The following is a 21,884-nucleotide window of genomic DNA, read 5'->3' as shown; positions in this document are numbered from 1 at the left end:
AATTGTGAGAACTATAACTTGAAATGTTGAAGAAGTGAACTTTGTTCTGTTAAGCTAATTATCATCTCCAAATATAGAACCAATTTTTTTACTCCCAGAGGAAAATTTATTAGTCCAACTGCTTTGTACTTTGTTTATATCTTTAAAGGCAGTTTTATTGCTATACTCCTTTACTTCTTTATCTATTATCTTCATTATTTGTCGATCCAGGCATCTCTTTTTCCATTGGTTAGTAGCAAGAAATACTTTATTTAAATCTTGAGTGCGAATTAGATATTCTTTATCTTTAGGATAAACTTCCTGAGCCCAAGCAAACAGCTCAAAATAGCGTGCGAATAACTCAGACGCACGTGATTTTGGAGTTTGGTAAACTTGTATCTCCTTAAATATAATTTGACCAATAATTTTTTGTACCAGAATATTTGACTGCTTTAAGTTCTGCTCAATATCCTGATAAACTTTATAGAGAAATTCTTGCTCTAAGCTTAAGTTCAGTTCATTTTCAACCATATGTGAAAGTTCATGTACTATGATGTAAGGATTTGACCTTCTTAGCACAATAACATACTTATTTAAACCAGAAGAACGAATTGTCTTACACACTCCCTCTTCCATATCCACTAATCCTTCTTGATATATTTCAAACGAGAGTCTAGTTTGCTTTATTAGTGACAAAGTGAGGTTTAATGTATTTCTAAACTTCTCAAATTGATAGAGATATTTGACATATTGTATTACGTTTTCACTATTTCCTACTTGAGTTGCTTGTTTTATTAAGTTCCTGATTAGCATGCTTCATTATTAAAGGAATTTTCTTTATGCTCAAGAATTATAAAGTGTTTTCAGGAAGTATAGCTAAAAAAGTTTAATTTACTTACATTCCGCTACTTATTATTAGCCAAGAGGTATCACGTCAGTATGACTTAGGAATGTACTAGATATAAAAGTGCAATATCAAATATATTTTACTAAAAATCAATCAACTTTTCACATGTTTGCTCTTCATAAAAGAAGCTCAATGTTATCGTAGTACCAAGTTTTGCTTCACTTTGAATGTTGAAAGTCCCACCCATTAACTCTACTAATTTCTTGCTTAGAGGTAATCCGATACCTGTGCCTTCGTTTCTATATCCCGAATCTGCTTGGCCAAAAACGGACATAACTTTATATATGTCCTGCTGCATTATCCCTATTCCATTATCATGAAACTCAATAGTTAATAAATTTTTTTCTATATTCTCTTTAATAATCATTCTTATTAAACCACCTTGAGGAGTGAACTTGATTGCATTTGATAACAAATTTATTATAACTTGCTTCATTCTTTTGGGATCGGCGATAACTAATAATTGTTTATCAGATATCTCTTTCTTTAAACTAATACCTGTTTCTTTTAGTTTAGGTGATAACATTTTTAAGCACGAATCTATTATCTTATTCAGATTAAACTTCACTTTCTCTACTGTTAAACTACTTGATTCAGCTTTAGAAAAATCGAGCACATCATTAATCAAAGCAAGTAAATGTGTACCAGCATTATATATATCGTCTACGTATTCCTTGTATTTAGAGTGATCTACCGAACCTAAAGTTTCATTTTTGATCAACTTTGCAAATCCAATAATAGCATTAAGAGGTGTACGCAACTCATGTGTAACACTTGCAAAAAATTTTATCTTATTTGCATTTTCTTGCTCTAATGCCTCTTTAACCCTTTGTAATTCAATATTAGTTTTATGCTGCTTGGCTAGCATTTGGGTATTGGAAAAGTGCAAATAAAGCATTATTAGTATTAAGATAACCAGTAATAAGCCCATTAATATTGAAAATAGACTATATACCATAATATAAGAGTCATTATAGCTTTGAATGATCTTCAAAAAAAATGAAGGCTTAATGTCATCTTCATGAAATATAGGGAAAGTAGAAGTTAATGTATTTCCTGTAGCGTAAAATATTTCTTGATTGCTTAGCAATTTATCAATTTCATCATTTGTAAGCAACTGCTCATAGTCATGACCTTGAGTATTAAAATTACTGAAAATTACTCTGGCATTTTGATCATACAGTATTAAGCTAAAATTTCTTACTTTGCTTACTGATTGTAACAATTCAGCACGCAATTTTACCAACTGGTTTATGTAATCAAAACTGTTATATTTAATATGATGTTTTTCTATTAGTAAATAATGATATTTTTTTATTATACTATTTTCCAATAGATCTTTTAAGTTTGCATTTGAATTACGGTAAAAAGAAAGAAAATTATTATTTAATGAATAACTGCGGTATATTGTGCCCAATAAAACCACAAAAATTAATAAGAATAGCGAGATAATTTTTGTATATCTATTTGTTTTTAGTGTAGTAAAAATTAATTTACTTAATTTATACATATTCTTCTAATTGTGAAATAACGTCTTTTATGGTATTAATAAAAAATTAGCATATCATACTTTTATGACAATTTCTCCTATCTTGCCAGTTTATTCTCCTGTTAACATAAATTTTTCTTATGGCAAAGGTATTTACTTGTATGATATCGATAATAAGCGCTATATAGATTTTCACTCTGGAATAGCTGTTAGCAGTTTAGGTCATGCCAACCCACGATTAACTGATGTCCTAAAATTACAAGGAGAAAAACTATGGCATATATCAAATACCTATAATATATCTACTGCCAACAAATTTGCAGAAAATTTAATAAACAACAGCTTTGCTAATACTGTATTTTTTGCAAATTCTGGATCAGAAGCAGTGGAATGTGGACTTAAAATCGCTAGGGCCTATCAAAATGGAAAAGGTAATAAAAATCGCTATAGAATTCTAACATTTCATGGTGCATTTCATGGAAGGACATTTTTAACTTGTGCAACAAACGATAGACAGAAATTTTCTGAATTACTGAATCCTTATATTGACTGGTGTGATAACATAGAGCCCAATATTGAGAGTGTAAAGAAAGCAATTTCTAATGGCATAGGTGTTATATTAATAGAACCAATACAGGGACAAGGTGGTATTAAAGTAATGAGTGAAGTCTTCATGAAAGAGCTAAGAGAACTATGTAACGAAAACGACATACTGCTATTTTTTGATTGCGTTCAGTGCGGTGCTGGCAGGACAGGAAAGTTATTTGCATATGAACACATAGGAATTAAGCCTGACATATGTGCTCTTGCAAAAGGAATAGGAGGAGGTTTCCCTCTGGGGACTTGTCTTGCAACTGAAAAGGTTGCTAAGTACATGGCGGTCGGTATGCATGGTTCTACTTTTGGTGGTAATCCACTTGCAACTTCAGTAGGTAATGCTGTATTGGATGAATTGCTCAGCCCTGGCTTCTTAGAAAATGTTGAAGTTAGAGGTAAGTACTTAAAAAACAAACTAGAAAATTTAGCAAGCAAGTTTCCAATGATAGAAGAAGTGAGAGGAAAGGGGTTGATGCTAGGAATAAAAGTAAAAATGAATAACCAAAAATTTGCAGAAGAGCTAAGTCACCGTGGTTTACTTACTGTTGGAGTAACATCAGATAATGTTCTAAGAATCTTGCCTCCACTCATTATCACTGAAAAAGAGATTGATGAAGGCATTGAAATCCTCACTCAGTATTTATCTGAAAAGTTCTAGTTAAAAACTAAACCTTCCTGCTCACTAGTTGTTGGCTGTATCAAAATTGCAGATAAAGCAGTAGCTACAACTTTATCAGCTACTTCATTTGTACACTTTGCCTTTTCCTGTTCTCTTATCAGTGTAAGCTCATTTATATCACTTAGTGAGTCAAATTTTGTTGCATCTTCAAATATAAAAGATTGCACGGCACTCTTCTCAACACCTAAGAAAGCACCATTACCAAACGATAATGCCACATCTAATAACTTCTGCATTAAACTGTTTTTAACAATGAATTTAAATAGCTCCTCTAACACAACTGGCACTCCAAAAGTAAAAAATGCTCCTCTCACTAAATAGGTTGTTATTTCATATAACAATGCACCACACAAGAGTGCCAGTGGTCCAAATACTATAAAAACGCAAAGTAAAGGCAATGGCATGGTCTGACCTGATGATATTCTACCTATAAGCTCTATTGAAATTATAAACCCAATAAGTAACATAGCTCTACCTAGATATGTCCTTTCTTTAGAGCGTTTGTTAAAGTTTTTCTCAAGTAACTTAGAAAAATCATTGTTAACTCTGACTTCAAAAATATTATGGTTGATTTTTAATTTTAGCTCTAAGTCCTCTATTCCATGATGCCACTTATGACACCTTACAATTTCATCAATTATCGTACTAACTTGATTATTGATTTTGTATAATTTGCTTTCTTGATATAAGCTGCCTTGATAATATTTTTCTCTCAAGTCTACACAATTTAAATTCTTTAAATCACATAAAAAATCTTTGATTTCTTGTGCCATTTTATTAGCATCATCTTCGTAGCCTACAGCTTTCAAAATTGTTACCAAGTGTTTATTTTCAATTTGAGCAATTGTTCTATCTAATGCACGTATATATTGCTTGGATTGAAAATATGAGATGATTTTTTCTTTACATCTATCCTCATTGCCTTCGTACAAACTATTTCTTTTGAAACTGCTGTCATGTTCTTTGGCAATTTCTAATGCATGAACCAATACATTTTGCGCCTTCACACTACTTTCACAGTGACAGTTTCTGATTATGTGTACATACGCTCTTGCACTGGTATCTCCAGATTTATCTATATTGTACGCTTTAGCCAAAAAGACTAAATAGTCAAACCCTGCCCAAAGATAATACATTACCTTTGTTATAGCACTCCCCACAGAAAATAAAGCTGAGCGTGTGCAAGATAATTTACCGTTGTTTTTAATTCTGTTCTCATATGAACGAAGGTATGCCTCTGTACTTTTTAAAATCCTATGTAAATCTTGTTCTGTCTTTTTGACATCAAAATCATTTATATCATGAACTTTTTCATACGTTTCTTTTATCAAATCACTAGAAAACTTCTTCAGAGCTGAATCATCAATATTTCCTAATGCATCAATATTTTTACTAATATAGATTTCTATTTTTCTTCCAAGTTCTTCTCCCATTCTATTTTTTAGCAACTTATTGTATTTATTAGTAGCTGGAAACAAAACTTTCTGACAAAATTTCTGTGGTTCCTTTTTAAAATTTGCTAAGATCTTATTCACAAATAGCTCAACTTCTTCACCTGCAGCAGCGAAAAACCATGATTGTCTGCTCTCATTACGCTCTCTATTTCTTCCAAGATTCTGTAGGGCTTCAGATGGATTATTGAACTGACTAACCGAATCTGCAAATATTGATGCAACATGATTATATTCACTATCAAATCCACGACCTTTCGATCCATCTATAACCGTTGTCAACGCATATTTAGCCAATGAATCAAAATCTCTTTTTTCATAATCACAATAAATAGTTCGATATTTACCTATTTGATTACGTATTATCGCTGAAAAGGGTCTATTTTCTCCAATACCAAGATCATTTTTCCCAATTCCTGCAAAGATACATTTATTTTGTTTGCAGAAATCAATGAGACTATGTAGTATACCTTCCTCTCTTTCCATGAGGTCATGGAGCTCTTTGCTTAAGCGCCAATTATCAACTATTAAGCTGCATTGCTCATTATCACTTTTACTCAGTGCTTCAATTACTGTCTTTATTTGCAGTAAGAGCTCATCTCTAGCAAATTGCTCACTAAAGCCTTTTCTCTCTAGGTAGCTTATAATATTGTTATCATTAGTGGTGCTAACATTCTTTTTAACATCTTCTATCAATTCACTCAAACCTTCTCTTCTTTTTTTATCTAAAGTAATATTATCACACTTCATTAAATATGAGAGAGTAAGATCGATCATTGAATGCATTACTCTATATTTTAGATATTCAGCAGTACTACTGAAATCCACCTTTTCTTTTAATTCAGATATCTGCTCTTCTGTCAGACTAGGATGTTGCTTTTTAACGCAGCTTATAAAGTTCGCTTCGCGTAACTTGAGCCTATAGTCTTGATAAGACATCCCTTCAGGCTGAAATTTATTATACACTTCATAACGTGTACTACCTTCATATACTAAATTATCTCTACCCTGCAACGCAAAGTTAAGATTAACTATACTATTTACATCATCAGCTAAAAGCAGAGCACTTTCTCCAATTGGGCTTTGCACATTCCATCTTATAGAAGTTAATAAATCATCGGTATCAACAAGCTTATTGTAATTAAAAACTTCTTCGCTCTCTTCAACATATTCATGAGCTGGGCTCGATTTTTCTCTAGTAAATAAGCTACGCACGTTAGCAAGAAATCTAGAAAGCAGTTCTTTTGACTCTACACCAGTTGCTTTAGTTAGTACCCACCAAATTGGCAACATTACTATACCAAATATAAACATAGAAATTGTATAATATAAGTTTCCAATCAAAGCAGAATACAGCCAATAATCTGAAGTTAGACCAATTACAGCAGCAACATTACTATTTATAACAGGAAATAATGTAATCATAGGTATTATAGTAACAGCAATATTCACTACAAATGCTAGAGTGAAATTTGTTCTCCTATTGGTTTTTGCAATAACACTTGCTGTTTCGATGGCGTTTGCAATACAACGTCTACTCAATCTTGTCGGGCTGATAACTTTTCCGCATCTATTTAAAATCCTTCTCTTTGGTGTTGCAGTGAGGTAAGTCGTAGGATATTTCTCATCAAGCTTGCACATGTTCTCAAAATCCTGCTGCTTATTAATACTGTCTGCTTCATCAACACTAATCCACAACTTGGTATTTTGGTCTTTTAATTTCCGATCATTTTCTTGCTGTAATAGCAGGTCATGTGTTATTATAATTATTGTAGGTTCAGTTTCCTGCAGTGCATTTTTAATTTCCTCAGCAGTTTTGGGTGTCCTAATGTTTACAGTAAATGCACTACTCATCATTTTTTTAGCTTGGTTTACTAGATCACTGTTTGGTACTGCAACCAGATGATGAAACCCTGCTTGGGCTAGTACATGGCTCCACATTCCAATATCGTAAGTCTTGCCAAACCCAGTTTCTGCATCGATCAGAACATTACAGTTAGTAGTAGAAGGGTTGCGTAAATGTTCTAATGCCTCTTCAACAACAGGTTTACGACGTGCTACTATTATAGATTCCTTTGTATCATCAAGTTTTATAGATTCACCTTTTAGCTTGCAGTTGATTTTTTCTAAGCTACTTATAATACTTTGCTTTTCTTGATTGCTGATAGAACTCACACATTACCCGCTATAATTATTACAATATTAATTGTATGTTAATTCAGTAAATTGTCAATTCTATGGACAAAAAGCTGATTTCAACTATCATATTAATATGAATATATGCCTCGGAATAATTACTTCTCCTCATGGAATCAAAGGAGCTGTTAAGATAAAAACCTTTACTGAAAAGCCCGAAAATATTTTCCTATATGGTGAACTAATAAGCGAAAGTGAAAATTATAAAATAAGCTTGGTGTCTGTTGTCAGTAATAATTTAGTAATAGCAACAATTAGCGGTGTGAACTCCCGTAATGAAGCAGAACTTTTAAGAAATAAAAAGTTATATATAGAGAGAAATAAGCTACCACAATTAAATGATGAGGATGAATTTTACCAAAATGATCTTGTGAATATGGAAGTAAGATTAGAAAGTAATGAATTATATGGCTATGTGAAGTCTGTACATAATTTTGGCTCAGAGGATATATTAGAAATTTTGGTTATCAGCACAAAAAAAAACATTATGCTATCTTTCACTAAAGAAATATTTCCATACATCAACATGAAGGAAAGATATATAGTAATCAACATGCCAGAATTCATTGGCCAATAAAAATTTTGATATTTGTATAAAGTTATTTATAATCATCAGACTAAATTAAAAGTGTAATTATGGCAGAAAGGGCTAATGATATCAGGCCAGGTCAGGTACTAGAACATAACGGTGGTTTATTTTCGGTTATAAGTATTATGCATACTCAACCTGGTAAGGGTGGTGCATATATACAAGCTGAAATGAAAAATATCCAAACAGGAGCAAAGTACTATGAGAGGTTTCGCTCTGATGCAACAATCAGAAGGGCAATTTTAGATGAAGAGGAATATGTTTATCTCTTTACTGAAGGGAATATCGTAAATCTTATGCATCCAAGTAGTTACGAGCAGATTGTTATAAATTTAGACTTATTAGGGGAAAAGAAGGCTTATTTGCAAGATAATATGAAAATTAAAGTAGTAACTTATCAAGATAAAATAATTTCTGCACATGTGCCTGATCACGTTACACTAACTGTAAAAGGAACAGAGTCTGTTATCAAAGGGCAGACTGTTACTGCTTCTTATAAGCCTGCAATTTTGGAAAACGGAATACGTGTTAACGTGCCTCAATTTATAAAAGAAGGGGATAAAATTGTAGTACATACTCCTGATAACAGCTATTACGAAAGAGTAAAAGAGTAAATGGCCATTTCATCACCACGAATCAATGTGATGCTTGATTCTGTACGCAGTGCCTCCAAGCAGCTTATACGTGATTTTAATGAATTGCAAATTTCAAGCGTTAAGTCAGCAGACTTTATCAATAAAACTTATTCAAAATCCAAGCAACTTATATACGATTGCTTGAAAAACTACAACCAGAACTATGACTTTATTTTTGAAGACGATGTGGGCCAAGATCTAAAAGACGGCAGTTATACTTGGTTTATTATGCCTATAGAAGGCAAGGAAAACCTTTTTAGTTGTATGGTTTATTTTGCAGTATCAGTTTGTCTCATTCATAAAAACAGAGTTGTAGCAGCTGTGATTGATGCTCCAGCGCTTAGAGAAACTTTCTGGGCAGAGGAAAAGAAAGGAGCTTTTCTTGAAGATTTCAAATCTCGCCATGTAAAAATGCGGATGAAAGCTCGTGAAGGGGGAATAATAGACATAAGTGGTAATTTGTTAAATAAATTACCACTTGACAATAATAATCTACGCTCCCTTGGCTCAACGGTACTAGGTTTTGCATATCTTGCTGCCGGAAGATACAATGGAATAATTTACTCTGGAATTAATAAATATAAAACTTCACTCGGTAGGCTTTTTCTGCAAGAAAGCGGTGGGAGATTAAGGGAAGATAACGCGCTTGTCATTGCTGGAGATATAAACTAAAGTTCATTCAAAAGAGCAAAAGTCACGTAGTGAAAATAATAAATGGTCTTACCTACCCCTCATTGCAGCAGGGTGGCAAAATAAGATAGACGAGAAAAGACAACTATAGGAACAAATAGGTGTCATTCCAGCACGTGACACTAGAATCCAGATTGTTTAGACTGGATCCTATGGTCAAGCCATAGGATGACAAAAGAGTAAACTTTACCTGTGTGAGCTATAGATCCCAGTGTTAGCTACTTTCATGACAAGAAATAAAGCACTGATTTTGTACATTAACCATGCTTTTAAATAGATACCTTATTCTTGGCAACTTTAAACTCAACAACAGACACAAACAGACAATTTCTCAAAAACTTTTACAAGAGATTTTGTTAAATGCTCTATCATTTCATTTGTATGGTAAGGCGTAGGAGTAATACGGAAGCGCTCAGTCCCCTTTGAAACTGTTGGGTAATTTATATGTTGTACATATATTCCATACTCATCAAATAACAATTTTGATGCTTTTTTGGACAACTCAGGATCGCCAATTATGATTGGAATTATATGAGTTTCTGTTTGCATAAAATTCACTCCTGCGTTTCTCAGTGAGTCTTTTACCTTTTCAACAGACTGCTTTTGCTTCTCTCTTTCAACATTGCTCGATTTTAAATGCTCAACGCTTGCCTTTGCTGCTGCTGCTAAAACGGGTGACATAGCAGTAGTAAAAATAAATCCTGGGGCTGAACTTCTTATTACATCCACCAAGCTCTTTGAAGACGCTATATATCCACCCATCACTCCAAAAGCCTTTGATAATGTACCCTGAATAACAGTTATTCTATCCATCAAACCTTCTCTTTCTGCAATTCCGCCACCGCGCGGTCCATACATGCCAACTGCGTGTACCTCATCCAAATAGGTAATTGCATTATACTGATCTGCTAGATCACATATCGCTTCAAGCGGTGCTACATCACCATCCATTGAGTATACAGATTCAAGTGCTATTATTTTCGGCGTTTTTATATCTATAGACTTTAGCAACTGCTCTAAGTGATCAACATCATTATGCCTAAATATGTGCTTCGGTCTTTTTCCTGATTTTATACCTTCTATCATTGAAGAGTGATTTTTCTCATCTGAAAAAATTACCACGCCCGGAATAACAGACGATAAAGTACTAAGTGTAGTTTGGTTGGCAAGATAGCCACAAGCAAAAGTTAAAGCAGCTTCTTTTTGATGCAAGTCAGCCAAAGACTTCTCGAGCTCAACAACTTCCTTTGTTGTACCTGATATATTTCTTGTTCCTCCAGCACCAACAGATGAATTTTGAATAGCAGCAATGACACTATCGTTTTGTGACATTCCCAGATAATTATTACTGCACCAGACAATAACCTCTCTATTTCTTTCATAATCCATAATATAGGGAAGTTTGCCAGGTAATGACGCAAAATGCGTGAATTCACGATAGCGCCCTTCTTCTTTTATATCTTTGATTTTATTTAAGAATATTTTTTCGTAGTCTACCAAGTTTTTATCTATTAACAATCAATATAATTATAATAAATTATTAAATGATAGACTACTATATTTATTACTTAGACTGACATTCTTCTGTCTGTATAACCTTTTTGACCTGGTTATCCTCAACTAAGCTTTTAGGCCTATAGCAGTACGTAATTGTAGCTGCAATAAGACACCAAACTGCAACTGCTATTCCTATTGCTAACATTTCCAAGTAAACTGCAACAGCTGCTCCTAAGGCAGTAACAGTTATTGCAAGCGCAGAAGCAGCTACGACATACTTTTTTGTGTTTTGTGGATCATTCTTTGAATTGCTTGGTACGGTTGCTGAATAGCCTAAAGATGACATAAATTCCAAAAATTCCTTATTTCCTCGTTTTTTTGCCATATCTAAAGAGCTTCCTTTCAAAAGAGTATCTGATGGTTTATTAATAATTGGATCGTTTTCTAAATACGGGCTTGTACCATTGTCTATTAGCAATTTTGCAGATTTTTTATGCCCTTCATTTATTTCTCGATTATAAGCTATAACATGCAACGCAGTACCAATATTATTGCTTTGCATATTAACATACCTTTCTTTATCTTTTGCTGCACTTATTAAGATGGCAACTACATCAGAATGACCATTATCAGCAGCTAAGTGCAATGCAGTTTCACCATTATGATGGTGTAAATAAAGATCTGCCTTTTTTTTAAAAGTAATTCCACCATTGCCGAATTACCTTCTGCAGAAGCATACATCAAAGGAGTAAGATTATATCGTTCTTTAGCATCAACTGTTGCGCCACGATCTATTAGCAATTCCGCAACATCTAAATGTCCACTATATGCTGCTTCATGTAAAGGAGTTACTCTGCTGCCTGTACTGCTTACTGAATTAACATTTGCACCGCTATCAAGTAAAAGCTTCACAAAATCTTTATGACCATTTCTAGCAGCTAAATGAAGTGCGGTGTTACCACCTACTTTTGTTTTTGATTTAATCTCAATATTTGCACCACATTCTAGTAAACGTCTGCCAAGCTCAACATTACCTTTTTGTGCTGCAACGTGTAAACGAATAAATCCATCATTATCATAATCTGTGAAACGTTCATTAATATCGTCTAGTAAACTTTCCCTACCAGCTTTTAATTCCTCAGGAATGATAAGTGTTACTTTACCATTTTCATACTCTACTTCACCGTTATGAAATTTAAGTGTGAACTCTAAAATAGCATCAACCCTGCATATTTCCCTATTTGTATCAAGTTCCCTGACAGGCATACTTGGACAATACTGAACATTGAGAGAACCTTGGCTATTATATACAATACTTATCTTTCTATCATTGGCATGAGGCAAGGTTAGTTTATGCTTAGAGAATATAGGAGAGAGCTGCATTAACAAAGAGCCATCATACCCAGCCTGATTGCAACTAGTAATTAACTCTTCCAGTATATAGTCATTTGGAACTTCTGCTTTAGCATGTTTAAAAATTTCCGTAAAAACATACTTTGCAAACAGACGTTTATCATCTCCCTCATTATATTTATCATATAACCCTTTAATGAAACTATTATCTATAGTGCGATCATTGATTACAAAAAAATCCGTTCTATATAGGTCTTGATAAGCTGTGTTACCAGACTTTACATCTTCATTATTCTCATCTGCCTTTACTTGACCCAGCAGAGATTGCGTTAGCTGAAATTCTAACGTAGTTACTGCACTAGATTTAGTATCAGAATTATTAACGCCAGATTCCTCTTGACTTTCATTACCTGAATCCTCAGAACGACGGCGCTCTTTTTCCTCTCGTTCTAAAATTTCAAACCCTTCTTCAGTTCGCGAATCCCTAGAATCTGATTTCTTTAAAATTTTGTTTGATTCCTGTGATACAAAATCTGAACCTAACATGTTTTTCCTCACTAATTAGTAGCTAAGCTAAGTGTAGCATTAAATGGCAATTTTGTCAACTTAGCAAGCATCTCTTCGTAGTCTACCAAGTTTTTATCTATTAACAATCAATATAATTATAATAAATTATTAAATGATAGACTACTATATTTAGTATACAGACCTTTCCTTGAACACAATCTCTGCAGGCTCACCATTCTCAATTAAGCTTTTAGGTCTACAGCAGTATGTAACTGTAGCTGCAATAAGACAACAAGCTGCAACTGCTATTCCTACCGCTAACATTTCCAAGTAAACTGCAACAGCCACCCCTGAAACAATACCAGCTATTGCAAGTGCAGCAGCAGCTACGACATACTTCTTTGTATTTTGTGGATTTTTTTTGAGGCCACTTTTGCTGCTTTGCTCATTAATTCTTGGCAATTCTGTTTTTGGCTGTCCATTTCCGTTAGCAACTTGTTCTACATGCTCAGTAGGTTGATTAACGTTAATATCATTATTAACATCTTCAATTTCAATCGAAAGAAATTCATCTTCATCATCACTTGTTAATTCTACTCTTAAAGTACAAGGAACAGAATTACTAGAAACAGTACCATTAGCTGTTGCTTCAGCTTCCACTGTGTCAATTACAGATATTCTTGTTTCATGACCTTCTTCACTAATTTTTTCAAATGGAGAATTACTATTAGAGTCTGAGGAAGTTCCGGCAGAGCAATCACTTTTATTACCTTCAAGGTTAGAAAAATCATCCTCCTCAGAACTCAGTGATGGTGAGCTTTCTTTAGACTCTACCAAAGGAGCTTCTTGGCTACTTGCAGTAGCTTCTACATCATTGCCTACTGATAATGCATCAATGTGCTCGAACTCGTTTTTAAGCAATGCTATTATTTGTGCAAGATCCTCTTTCTGATTACCCTCTCCCAAACTTGTCATCTTGTCATTTGCTTGACCTAAGAGCTTCTGTAAAGTGGATTTATATACACTATCATCTACTTTTCTTAATAAATACATCACATCAGCAAGATCAATGCTACTGACAGCACTAGATAATTTTTCTTCTATATTTTTAGGCATTTTACCCTCCTCACAATTATTACCTATAGCTTCTTCTATTGAAGCCTCTTCATTATTCATAATATTCTCTACTTTATCAACAACGTTTCTTTGCGGCTGTTGATTATCAATATTTTTGGATTCTGGATCTTTTTTAATATTTAAATGCAAAGGTGTTTTATCATCTAAACCTTCAAGAAATTTTGTGATTTTTGATTCACTAGAAGATTTTTCCCTGTTTTCTTCCCTTACCAAATATAAACTTTTCGTTCCTACCAGATCTAAAGCTGTTTTGCCATCTCTATCTTGAATGTTCCAATCAGCTCCCTTGTTTACAAGTAATTTTACTATTTCAAATTTATCATGGTAAGCAGCCCAATGTAAAGCTGTTCTGCCATGCCTCTCATCTTGAATATCAATCTCAGCGCCATTTCCAATAAGCAAGCCCATTAATTCTAAATTATTACGTGCTACAGCATAATGCAAAGGTGCAATTCCAGAATTATCTATACTATTAATATCAACAACTTTACGATTAACAATTACCTCTGCCGCTTTACTTTCAGGAGCTAAGTGTATAGCATAGTGCAAAAGTTTAGATGAAAAAATAATTCTACCTTCAGCCTCAGTATTCTTAAACCTATTTAGTATCACTTCTACGCATTTTTGATTACCAACAAAAGATGCCCTTTCAAGTTTTTTACATATACCATCCAAAAACATAGTATGATTCGGCTTATCCAAATGCTCTAATAAAAACTTAATATAGCATTGTCCACCAACACCAATAAGTAGCCTATCGAGCCCTTCATCTTGCGTAAATAATATACTTTTATGCGTTTCTGCATATCTTTCCACAAGTGTGTCATCAGCTGCAATGGCTAGTAGTGAAAGCTCTTTTACTGAATAATTATAATAACCATTTGTTTCATCATAGCTATTATTCAACAGCACATTGTGCATATGATCAGTCAAATTAAGCTGTTGAAAGCAAAAATCCTTCAAATTACCACAATTCAAATCAGTAATAAATCTATCGCTTTCCTCTATATTATTTATAGTTTTATCTAAATCTGCATAATCACCATAATTTTTTGCTTTATTTATAACGTCTATTAATCCATCAAAGGTTAAATTTTTAGGGGTAATGGTAAATTCTTCTTCATTATGCCTTGGTTCTATATTAACCTGACCTTGAGGCCAAAATAACTCTGTTGCTACAACTGCTGTAACTTCTGCAACACCTACCAATACATTCGCAACATTACCTAAAATGCCTGGATCAGTAACTACTTTGTTTGCTACTTCACTACTATCAGATGAACTCTCAGTAATAGACAAGTCTTCAGCAGCAAATGACTTAGGTCCTTCATTCATATTTTTCTCAAGAGTCTCTGTAATTCTATTATCCTCATCTTCGAAATGCCTATTTATTTCATCTAACAAACTTTTGCCATCAGCTTTGTAATTCTCTAATTGTTCAGGAATGGCAAACGTTACTTTGCCGTTTTCATACTCTACCTTACTATCTCGAAACTTAAGGGTGAACTCTAAAATAGCATCAACCCTGCATATTTCTTTACCCAGTTGCTTAACAGGCATATTTGGACAATATTTAACGTTTAAAGAATCCTGATCACTACAGACAATCTCTATATGTCTATCATTAGCATCAGGCAATTGCAAACCGTTTCCCAAAAATATAAGAGAGAGCTGCATTAACAAAGAGCCATCATAACCAGCCTGATTGCAACTAGTAATTAATTCTTCTAATAGATTATCATTTGGAATTTCTGCTTTAGCATGTTCAAACATTTTTGTAAAAACATGTTTTGCAATTTGGCGTTGGTCATTTTGATTACATTTATCACGAAGCTGGCTAACGAAATTCTTGTCTATAACTTGACCATTAATTACAAAATCCATCCTGGGTAGGTCTTTGTAAGCTTGCTTGCCAGAATTTGCATCCCTATTATTCTCACTTGCCTTTACTTGACTTAGCAGAGATTGTGTTAGTTGAAACTGTAACGTAATTGGTACACTAGGTTCAACATCAGAATCCCTCACATCAGCTTCTTCTTGACTCTCATCACCTGAATCTCCAGAGTAGCGACGCTCCTTAATTTCTTCTCGCCCTAAAATTTCAAACTCCTCTTCAGTGCCTGAATCTCCAGAATGGCGTCGCTCACTTTCTCCTGCAGTATCTACTGCTGGCGGCATGAGCCCACCAAGTAAATTCCACCCCATGTTTTACCCCCTAATTATTAGCTAAACTAAGTATAGCATTAAATAGAAATTTTGCCAAGCAAGTTATTGAGCCTTTTAGCAAATAGACTTACGTCTTCCATCTCTTCACCTTCCACTATACAAGCTTGATAGAACAATAAGTAAATCATATCTCCAAGTGTTGGATTTTCACCATTTTCAGCGTGAGATTCCATTATGTTTCTTATCAAAGGATGCTTAATGTTAATTTCAAGTACTTTTGGCGTGCGGTAATTTAGCTGCTTCTGTTCACGTAAAAAACGCTCCATACGGAGATCCATAGTTCCTTCATCAACTGCTAGACACACAGGACTATCGGTTAATTTCTTAGAGATCTTTACACTTTTTACTAAGCTTCCAAGAACCTTGGTGAAGTATTCGAGTATAGAATCCGCGTTTTCTTCGCTTTTGTTTTCATCTGATTTATTTTCTTCATCTTTCTTACCTTCTTCTGAAGAGAATTTTTCTAAATCAACATCTGCACGAGTTACAGACTTAAATTTTTGATCTTTATATTCATGAATCACGCTAGTCCAGAAATCATCAACTGGATCAACAAATAGAAGCACCTCCAATCCCTTACTGACAAATCCTTCAAGTTGTGGACTGTTTTTCACTGAATCGAGACTATTACCTGTGAGATAGTAGATATGTTCCTGTTCAGGCTTCATTCTGCTTATATAATCATCAATGCTAACTAGCTTACCATCACTGGTGCTATGAAATCTGCAAATGGAAAGCAATGCTTCTCTTTCATCAGTTGGCATAGCTTCGCAAAGACCTTCTTTTAACACCGCACCAAAATTGCCCCAGAATTTTGTATATTCCTCTAAATTCTCTTTTGCTTTTTTGCCGAGCTCTGATATTATGCGCTTAGTTAAAGATTTCCTAATCTGCTCAACTACACGATTATTTTGCAGTGTTTCTCTGCTGATATTGAGAGGCAAATCCGGTGAATCAACCACACCTTTCAAAAAACGCAAGTACTGCGGTATAATCTGCACATTATCTTCAGTGATAAACACTTTATTTACATACAATTTTACAGAGCAGCGTCTATCTGGATGAAATAAATCAAAAGGCTTGATAGAAGGAACATAAAGCAAGTTCGTATACTCTATTGCACCTTCATTTTTATTATGAAATATCATCCAAGGCTCACCGCCCACATGTGCAACACCACGGAAGAAGTCGTTGTGCTCTTCTGGAGTAACGTCATTTTTTGGCTTAGTCCAAATTGCAGCTTTGCTATTTAATTTTTCACTTTTTCCTTCTTCATTTACAAACTCAACGGGAAAATTTATGTGGTCAGAGTAAGTAGTAACGATGTTTTCAATACGGAATTTGTCTAAAAATTCGCTTTCTTCAGGACGCATGATGAGCGTAATTTTTGTGCCACGAGAGATTTGACCATCTAATTTGCTGATTGAATACTCTCCATCTCCTTTAGATTTCCACACCCAAGACTCTTCTTCTCCGGCTTTCCTTGATTCTACTATAACTTCTGAAGCAACCATGAAGCTTGAATAAAAACCAACACCAAACTTTCCAATCAGCTCTACAGCTTGGCTCGAATCTTTATTATTCTTAATTGCATCCAAGAATTTTTGCGTACCAGAACTTGCAATCGTGCCAAGATTATCTATTAAATCTTGCCTGTTCATGCCAATTCCATTGTCGGTTATATACAGCTCATTCTTATCTTTACTGGAGCTAATAGTAATCTTCAACTCATCACTTGAATCTAATAAATCAGCATTTAATTGTGATTCATAGCGCAATTTATCACATGCATCTGATGCATTTGATATTAACTCACGCAAGAAAATATCCTTATTAGTATAAAGTGAATGAATTACTATATTTAGTACTTTGCCTACTTCAGCGTCAAATTTTAAACTTTCAGTTTCTTGTATGTTGTGCATTTTGAGCTCCATTATTAGCCTACTACTCTAATAATTTAAGTATTGCACTGCGATCTTTCAAGGTCACACATGCTAAAATTTATGTGGGCCAACTTATGGTTCCAATGCTAAACTGGAATAAGTACAACCATTGTGTCATGCAAATTAAGAAGAAAGTGCTAGAATATAATATCTCTTATTTGCTTCAAAGATTTGTTAGTCTTTGATTCTTTTTTTTTAAAAGTAGTCTCAAGAGAGATTTTAAGCTTTTTCCATTCTTCTTGACCATTTGGCATTAAATCACTCTCAATCTTCTCCAGTACTTTCTGAGGTGATGAATATAATTCCTCGTACAAATCAGTGTTTACTGACTGTAGTATTACTAAAAATGTAAATAAATTCGGATCAAGTAATTCTTCTTTTGCATGGTTCAAAAAACATAGCTTTATTCTCCTTATACAGTATTGTATTGCCTGCAGTGATAATGAGAAGCTTTCTGCATAAAGTATAAAGCTATCTATAATTAAGCTCTTTGATTTTTTCGGTAATTCAGAACTTTCAAACAGTTTTCTTATAAACTGCTCTGTTGGCTGTTTTGGCAAATGCAAAGAGAGATCAGTAAAAGATTTTAGGCTAAAATTTGGTCCAAGTATTGTGCTAATTGCTCTTTGCACATTACTCTTATCTTGGCTAACAGAGATAATGAAAACCAGTCCCTCGACATCAAGCATGTACTTTATGGATTCTAAAAAATCGACAATGAATTTAGGGCGACATATATCAAGATCATCGACCATTATATAAATGTTTTTGTCTTTCCTGATTTTATTAACCACATCTGCTAGTTGTATCTTAAAGTCTCTAATGTTCTCTTTTCTCCTTTGGAGAAGATTTAATTCACCCAAGACAAAACCAATGTCTTTCTTATCAGCCTCTTTTGCAGCATCGAGAAATACTGAAAGCATAGCAAGTGGAGATTTACTGATCAGCTTTCCTAATGTATTGAGAGAAAATAGTTCTTGGTTTATGTTTTTGAACTGCTGTATAACACTCCTTTTTACTTTGTATGATGCGAATAGATCCTCAAACAAGAAATGCAAAAAAGAAGGCAATGGTTGATCTAGCGCACTAATATCCCATGCGCTGTAATAAGCTGCAATTTCATTTTGCTGCTCTAGATCCTTTACCCATTCTTTCAAAAAAAATGTCTTACCCCACTTATCATATCCTTCTAAGGATACGATTGAAAAAGACTTATCGATTGTCTTGATTATAGAACTAAATTTACTTGCAATTTGCTTATAACCCAAGCAATCACCTTCCCAATTTATTACCTTAGGCAATTGTTTCTCTTCTTTTTTTCTGAAGGTTATTAGCGATGTAAGTTTTTTTAAGCACATACCTTACTTTATATTTAACTCATACTCTTGTCTTGACGTAAGCGCTATCTTCAGAGTCCCTTCATCTAGGTAGTCAATTTCTCCACCTATCGGTATACCACAAGCAAGGCGCGATATTTTTACATTCGAATTCTTTAGCAATTCAATTATATATTGCGCAGTAACTTGGCCTTCTAATGTCGGATTGATTGCAATAATGACCTCTTCAATTTTAAATTCTGTAACTTTTTTGGGAATGTTATCAAGATTCAGTTCTTTTGGACCTATGCCATTTATTGCTGATAGCCTTCCACCCAAAACATGATACATACCTGAATATATATTCCCTTTTTCAAATGCCCATAGATCACCCAATTCTTCTACTACACACATTAACTTGGTGTCACGCTTTGGGTTAGTACAAATAGAACACGGCGATTTAGTATCTAGGTTTCCACAAATTTTGCACTCTATTATAAGATCCGCTAGCTCTCTAATCAAAGATGCAAGCGGTAGCATGACTTTCTCTTTATTTTGGAGCAAATGTATAACTAACCTTCGTGATGATGATGGACCTAAACTTGGCAATTTAGAAAAAGCATGAACTAAATTCTTTATATTAATGTTCATTTAACAAATTCAGGATATAGTTTATAAAATGATAACATCAAACCTTTCGTAAAGAAAGCTTAGTTTGATTGGCTATGAAAAAGATTTCCCACTTTTTTTTTAGAACTGTCTTGAAAAAATTAATGTAATCACAATCTACTGTAACCTAACTCTGATTCAGGTATAACTGAAATTATCTCACACATTTGCGTAGTTACTACGGTACTTCTTTTTTGAAAATGACGTAATTTATTTTTCAACATATTTCTTTCTTCCACATAACTGTCCGATTCTTTATTCAAACTAGAATTTTTTTCTTCATACTTGGAAAGTATTGTATCGATCAAATAATTAAAAAATAATATTAGACCTGTAGTGTTGGAGAGCAATTCAAGAGAATAATATAACATATCTTCACTCACTTCTTCATTTATTATGTCATGAGAATTTTTATACATTCTAAAACAAGAGCCGAAGGCTGCTAAGCATACGCAAGTAAGTTTTGTTTTGTTTAGGACGCACTTAATTCGCGCTAGTTTTTTATTATTATCTTCTAATTTTATACGCAACTCACTAATTTTACTACTATAGTGCTTAATAAACAATTCTATTGCCTCTTTGTTATTAGCATAATTATATGCTTTGTAAGATTCCTTATCCATAAATTCAGTATCTATATCTCTTGATTTTAGAAGCTCTTTGATTACTTCATTCTTGCCAAGAAGCACAGCTTCGTGTAGAGGTGTGTACTCACTTTCAACATCTTTCCTTCTGTTAATATGTTCACGAGTTAAGTAGTCGAAAAGAACTGAAACGCATTTTGAATTATTACCTTCAATAGCCAGAGTAATTACATCTTTTTCGTCTTTGTTCTTAGTATTAATAACTTTAGAAAGCGGCTTTTCATTCTCTTGCTTACGTTCAAAATATTTGTGCTTGTAAAACTCATTCGAACAGTATGGTTCCTTAAGAATAGACAAAAGCTTTTTTACAAAATCAGCACGATTTTTTTTTATGGCCAAATGTAAAGGTGTGTCCTGATTTTTCTTATCTTGCAACAATAAGGCATCATACAAACAGCCCTCTTTATATAGAGAATCAATCTCTTGGTCAAAATAGATATCTTCTTCTTCTCCTTCACAGATATTTAATAGCCGTGACCCTATACTTTCTGTAGTACTGTAATCAATTGCAGAGCTACGTTTCACTTTAGATTGATAAAGGTTTATGTTCATACTACCCCTGCCTTTAAACAACCCAGCTATACCTCTAAACAGTTCAGCTATACCTGATTCACTCCGAGTGGCACAAGGTGTTTCATCTGGAATGTTAATCTCAACATTTTCACTAGAAAAAAGTTCTAAAACATGCGAGTTGCTTTTTCTACTGGAAAAAGGCACATCGTTCTTTTTATCTTTAATCTCAGCACTCTTTGCATTCAAAGAATTTAGAGAGTTAGCTAAACAATCAAGATCTGTAGCATTTTTAGACTCAAGGTCTTCTGCTTGAAAATTTGCTGCAGTGTTTATTTCACCTTTCATATTTCTTTATTTTACAGGGATTGCATTTCAGGTAGGGTATCTCATCTTTAAAATTTTTCAACTCTATTTAAATTTTTTTAAAATAGTTTTTGATAAAAATATTTATGACACTAACTTTTTGGTTCTCTTGTTAAACTTTTACAAGACAGAATTATTTTATAGCTAAAAAAATTACTTCCGCGTATTTTGAATCCAATTATAATTACAATTATAGATATTTTTAGAGCTCAAAAATCTATCTTTGTCTGCAGACCTTTTTTATTAAACTCATAAAAAAATGTAGCGTATCCTCTTCAGTGTATACTTAATTTCTGTCATATGTGCGCTGCATTTTTTTCTAATCTTTTTTACAGGGGGATTTTATGTCCAGAATTCCAGATATTTGACCTTTACTTTAGCTAATAAAAACCAACTGGTACCTGCGGTTTTTATAGCTACGTTTCTCAAACAAGTTTCAAATGAATAGATTTCTTGCATAACTGGAATTCAAAAGTTGATGTCATTCTAGCGCGTGACGCTAGA

Annotated in this window: 13 protein-coding genes and 1 pseudogene; 4 read left to right on the top strand and 10 right to left on the bottom strand. The window is 33.7% G+C overall.

The window, feature by feature from the left end:
- Window positions 1-54: 54 nt before the first annotated feature.
- Both OPR42_RS03365 and OPR42_RS03360 read right to left on the bottom strand, forming a co-directional pair.
- Entirely contained in the window at window positions 55-792 is a 738-nt protein-coding gene (locus OPR42_RS03365; RefSeq protein WP_265041814.1) for a WD_0702 family putative metalloprotease, read from the bottom strand.
- 176 nt (window positions 793-968) lie between these two features.
- Window positions 969-2,396 carry a sensor histidine kinase gene (locus tag OPR42_RS03360; protein ID WP_265041813.1) on the bottom strand — a complete coding sequence of 476 codons (1,428 nt, stop codon included), beginning with the start codon at window positions 2,394-2,396 and terminating at the stop codon, window positions 969-971.
- Between the two features lie 64 nt (window positions 2,397-2,460).
- On the opposite strand from OPR42_RS03360, the gene OPR42_RS03355 reads away from it, so the two are divergent.
- Window positions 2,461-3,630: an aspartate aminotransferase family protein gene (locus OPR42_RS03355; protein WP_264686799.1), complete on the top strand. Its 1,170-nt coding sequence runs from the start codon at window positions 2,461-2,463 to the stop codon at window positions 3,628-3,630.
- Here OPR42_RS03355 and OPR42_RS03350 read toward each other — a convergent pair.
- The gene (locus OPR42_RS03350) at window positions 3,627-7,277 is read right to left on the bottom strand and encodes a DEAD/DEAH box helicase (protein WP_265041812.1); all 3,651 of its coding nucleotides are present in this window, start codon (window positions 7,275-7,277) and stop codon (window positions 3,627-3,629) included. The genes OPR42_RS03355 and OPR42_RS03350 overlap by 4 nt on opposite strands.
- Before the next feature lie 97 nt (window positions 7,278-7,374).
- Between OPR42_RS03350 and rimM the strand changes: the two genes are divergently transcribed.
- From rimM to OPR42_RS03335, 3 genes are read left to right on the top strand one after another with little or no spacing between them, the layout of a single operon-like run.
- On the top strand, window positions 7,375-7,875 hold the full coding sequence (rimM, locus tag OPR42_RS03345) for a ribosome maturation factor RimM (RefSeq protein ID WP_265041811.1): 501 nt from the start codon (window positions 7,375-7,377) through the stop codon (window positions 7,873-7,875).
- Between the two features lie 59 nt (window positions 7,876-7,934).
- A complete protein-coding gene (gene efp / locus OPR42_RS03340) occupies window positions 7,935-8,501 on the top strand; it encodes an elongation factor P (RefSeq protein WP_010403241.1) in 567 nt (188 codons plus the stop codon).
- Window positions 8,502-9,194 (top strand): inositol monophosphatase family protein, encoded by a 693-nt coding sequence (locus OPR42_RS03335; protein WP_064085955.1) that lies wholly within the window; start codon window positions 8,502-8,504, stop codon window positions 9,192-9,194.
- 321 nt (window positions 9,195-9,515) lie between these two features.
- On the opposite strand, the gene hemA is transcribed toward OPR42_RS03335, so the two are convergent.
- The 7 genes and pseudogenes from hemA to OPR42_RS03295 all read right to left on the bottom strand — a co-directional run bounded on the left by hemA (window position 9,516) and on the right by OPR42_RS03295 (window position 21,362).
- On the bottom strand, window positions 9,516-10,712 hold the full coding sequence (hemA, locus tag OPR42_RS03330) for a 5-aminolevulinate synthase (protein WP_214303449.1): 1,197 nt from the start codon (window positions 10,710-10,712) through the stop codon (window positions 9,516-9,518).
- Between the two features lie 64 nt (window positions 10,713-10,776).
- Window positions 10,777-12,608, bottom strand: a pseudogene (locus OPR42_RS03320) (ankyrin repeat domain-containing protein).
- A 150-nt stretch (window positions 12,609-12,758) separates the two neighbouring features.
- On the bottom strand, window positions 12,759-15,911 hold the full coding sequence (locus OPR42_RS03315; protein ID WP_265041807.1) for an ankyrin repeat domain-containing protein: 3,153 nt from the start codon (window positions 15,909-15,911) through the stop codon (window positions 12,759-12,761).
- 38 nt (window positions 15,912-15,949) lie between these two features.
- Complete coding sequence (gene htpG / locus OPR42_RS03310) at window positions 15,950-17,854, bottom strand: molecular chaperone HtpG (protein WP_010403187.1); 1,905 nt, start codon at window positions 17,852-17,854, stop codon at window positions 15,950-15,952.
- 158 nt (window positions 17,855-18,012) lie between these two features.
- The gene (locus tag OPR42_RS03305) at window positions 18,013-19,233 is read right to left on the bottom strand and encodes a KAP family P-loop NTPase fold protein (RefSeq protein WP_265041805.1); all 1,221 of its coding nucleotides are present in this window, start codon (window positions 19,231-19,233) and stop codon (window positions 18,013-18,015) included.
- 3 nt (window positions 19,234-19,236) lie between these two features.
- Window positions 19,237-19,836 (bottom strand): recombination mediator RecR, encoded by a 600-nt coding sequence (recR, locus tag OPR42_RS03300; RefSeq protein ID WP_425384539.1) that lies wholly within the window; start codon window positions 19,834-19,836, stop codon window positions 19,237-19,239.
- Between the two features lie 134 nt (window positions 19,837-19,970).
- Window positions 19,971-21,362: an ankyrin repeat domain-containing protein gene (locus OPR42_RS03295; RefSeq protein ID WP_265041803.1), complete on the bottom strand. Its 1,392-nt coding sequence runs from the start codon at window positions 21,360-21,362 to the stop codon at window positions 19,971-19,973.
- Between the last annotated feature and the right edge of the window lie 522 nt (window positions 21,363-21,884).

The organism is Wolbachia endosymbiont (group B) of Melanostoma mellinum, assembly GCF_947251465.1.
Lineage (GTDB): Bacteria > Pseudomonadota > Alphaproteobacteria > Rickettsiales > Anaplasmataceae > Wolbachia.
The sequence above is the reverse complement of the archived record's forward strand: the minus strand, read 5'-3'. Positions and strand labels throughout refer to the sequence as shown.

Coding starts and splice junctions, on each gene's coding strand:
- OPR42_RS03365 (WP_265041814.1), bottom strand. CDS start 792: ATGCTAATCAGGAACTTAATAAAACAAGCAACTCAAGTAGGAAATAGT.
- OPR42_RS03360 (WP_265041813.1), bottom strand. CDS start 2,396: ATGTATAAATTAAGTAAATTAATTTTTACTACACTAAAAACAAATAGA.
- OPR42_RS03355 (WP_264686799.1), top strand. CDS start 2,461: ATGACAATTTCTCCTATCTTGCCAGTTTATTCTCCTGTTAACATAAAT.
- rimM (WP_265041811.1), top strand. CDS start 7,375: ATGAATATATGCCTCGGAATAATTACTTCTCCTCATGGAATCAAAGGA.
- efp (WP_010403241.1), top strand. CDS start 7,935: ATGGCAGAAAGGGCTAATGATATCAGGCCAGGTCAGGTACTAGAACAT.
- OPR42_RS03335 (WP_064085955.1), top strand. CDS start 8,502: ATGGCCATTTCATCACCACGAATCAATGTGATGCTTGATTCTGTACGC.
- OPR42_RS03315 (WP_265041807.1), bottom strand. CDS start 15,911: ATGGGGTGGAATTTACTTGGTGGGCTCATGCCGCCAGCAGTAGATACT.
- htpG (WP_010403187.1), bottom strand. CDS start 17,854: ATGCACAACATACAAGAAACTGAAAGTTTAAAATTTGACGCTGAAGTA.
- OPR42_RS03305 (WP_265041805.1), bottom strand. CDS start 19,233: ATGTGCTTAAAAAAACTTACATCGCTAATAACCTTCAGAAAAAAAGAA.
- OPR42_RS03295 (WP_265041803.1), bottom strand. CDS start 21,362: ATGAAAGGTGAAATAAACACTGCAGCAAATTTTCAAGCAGAAGACCTT.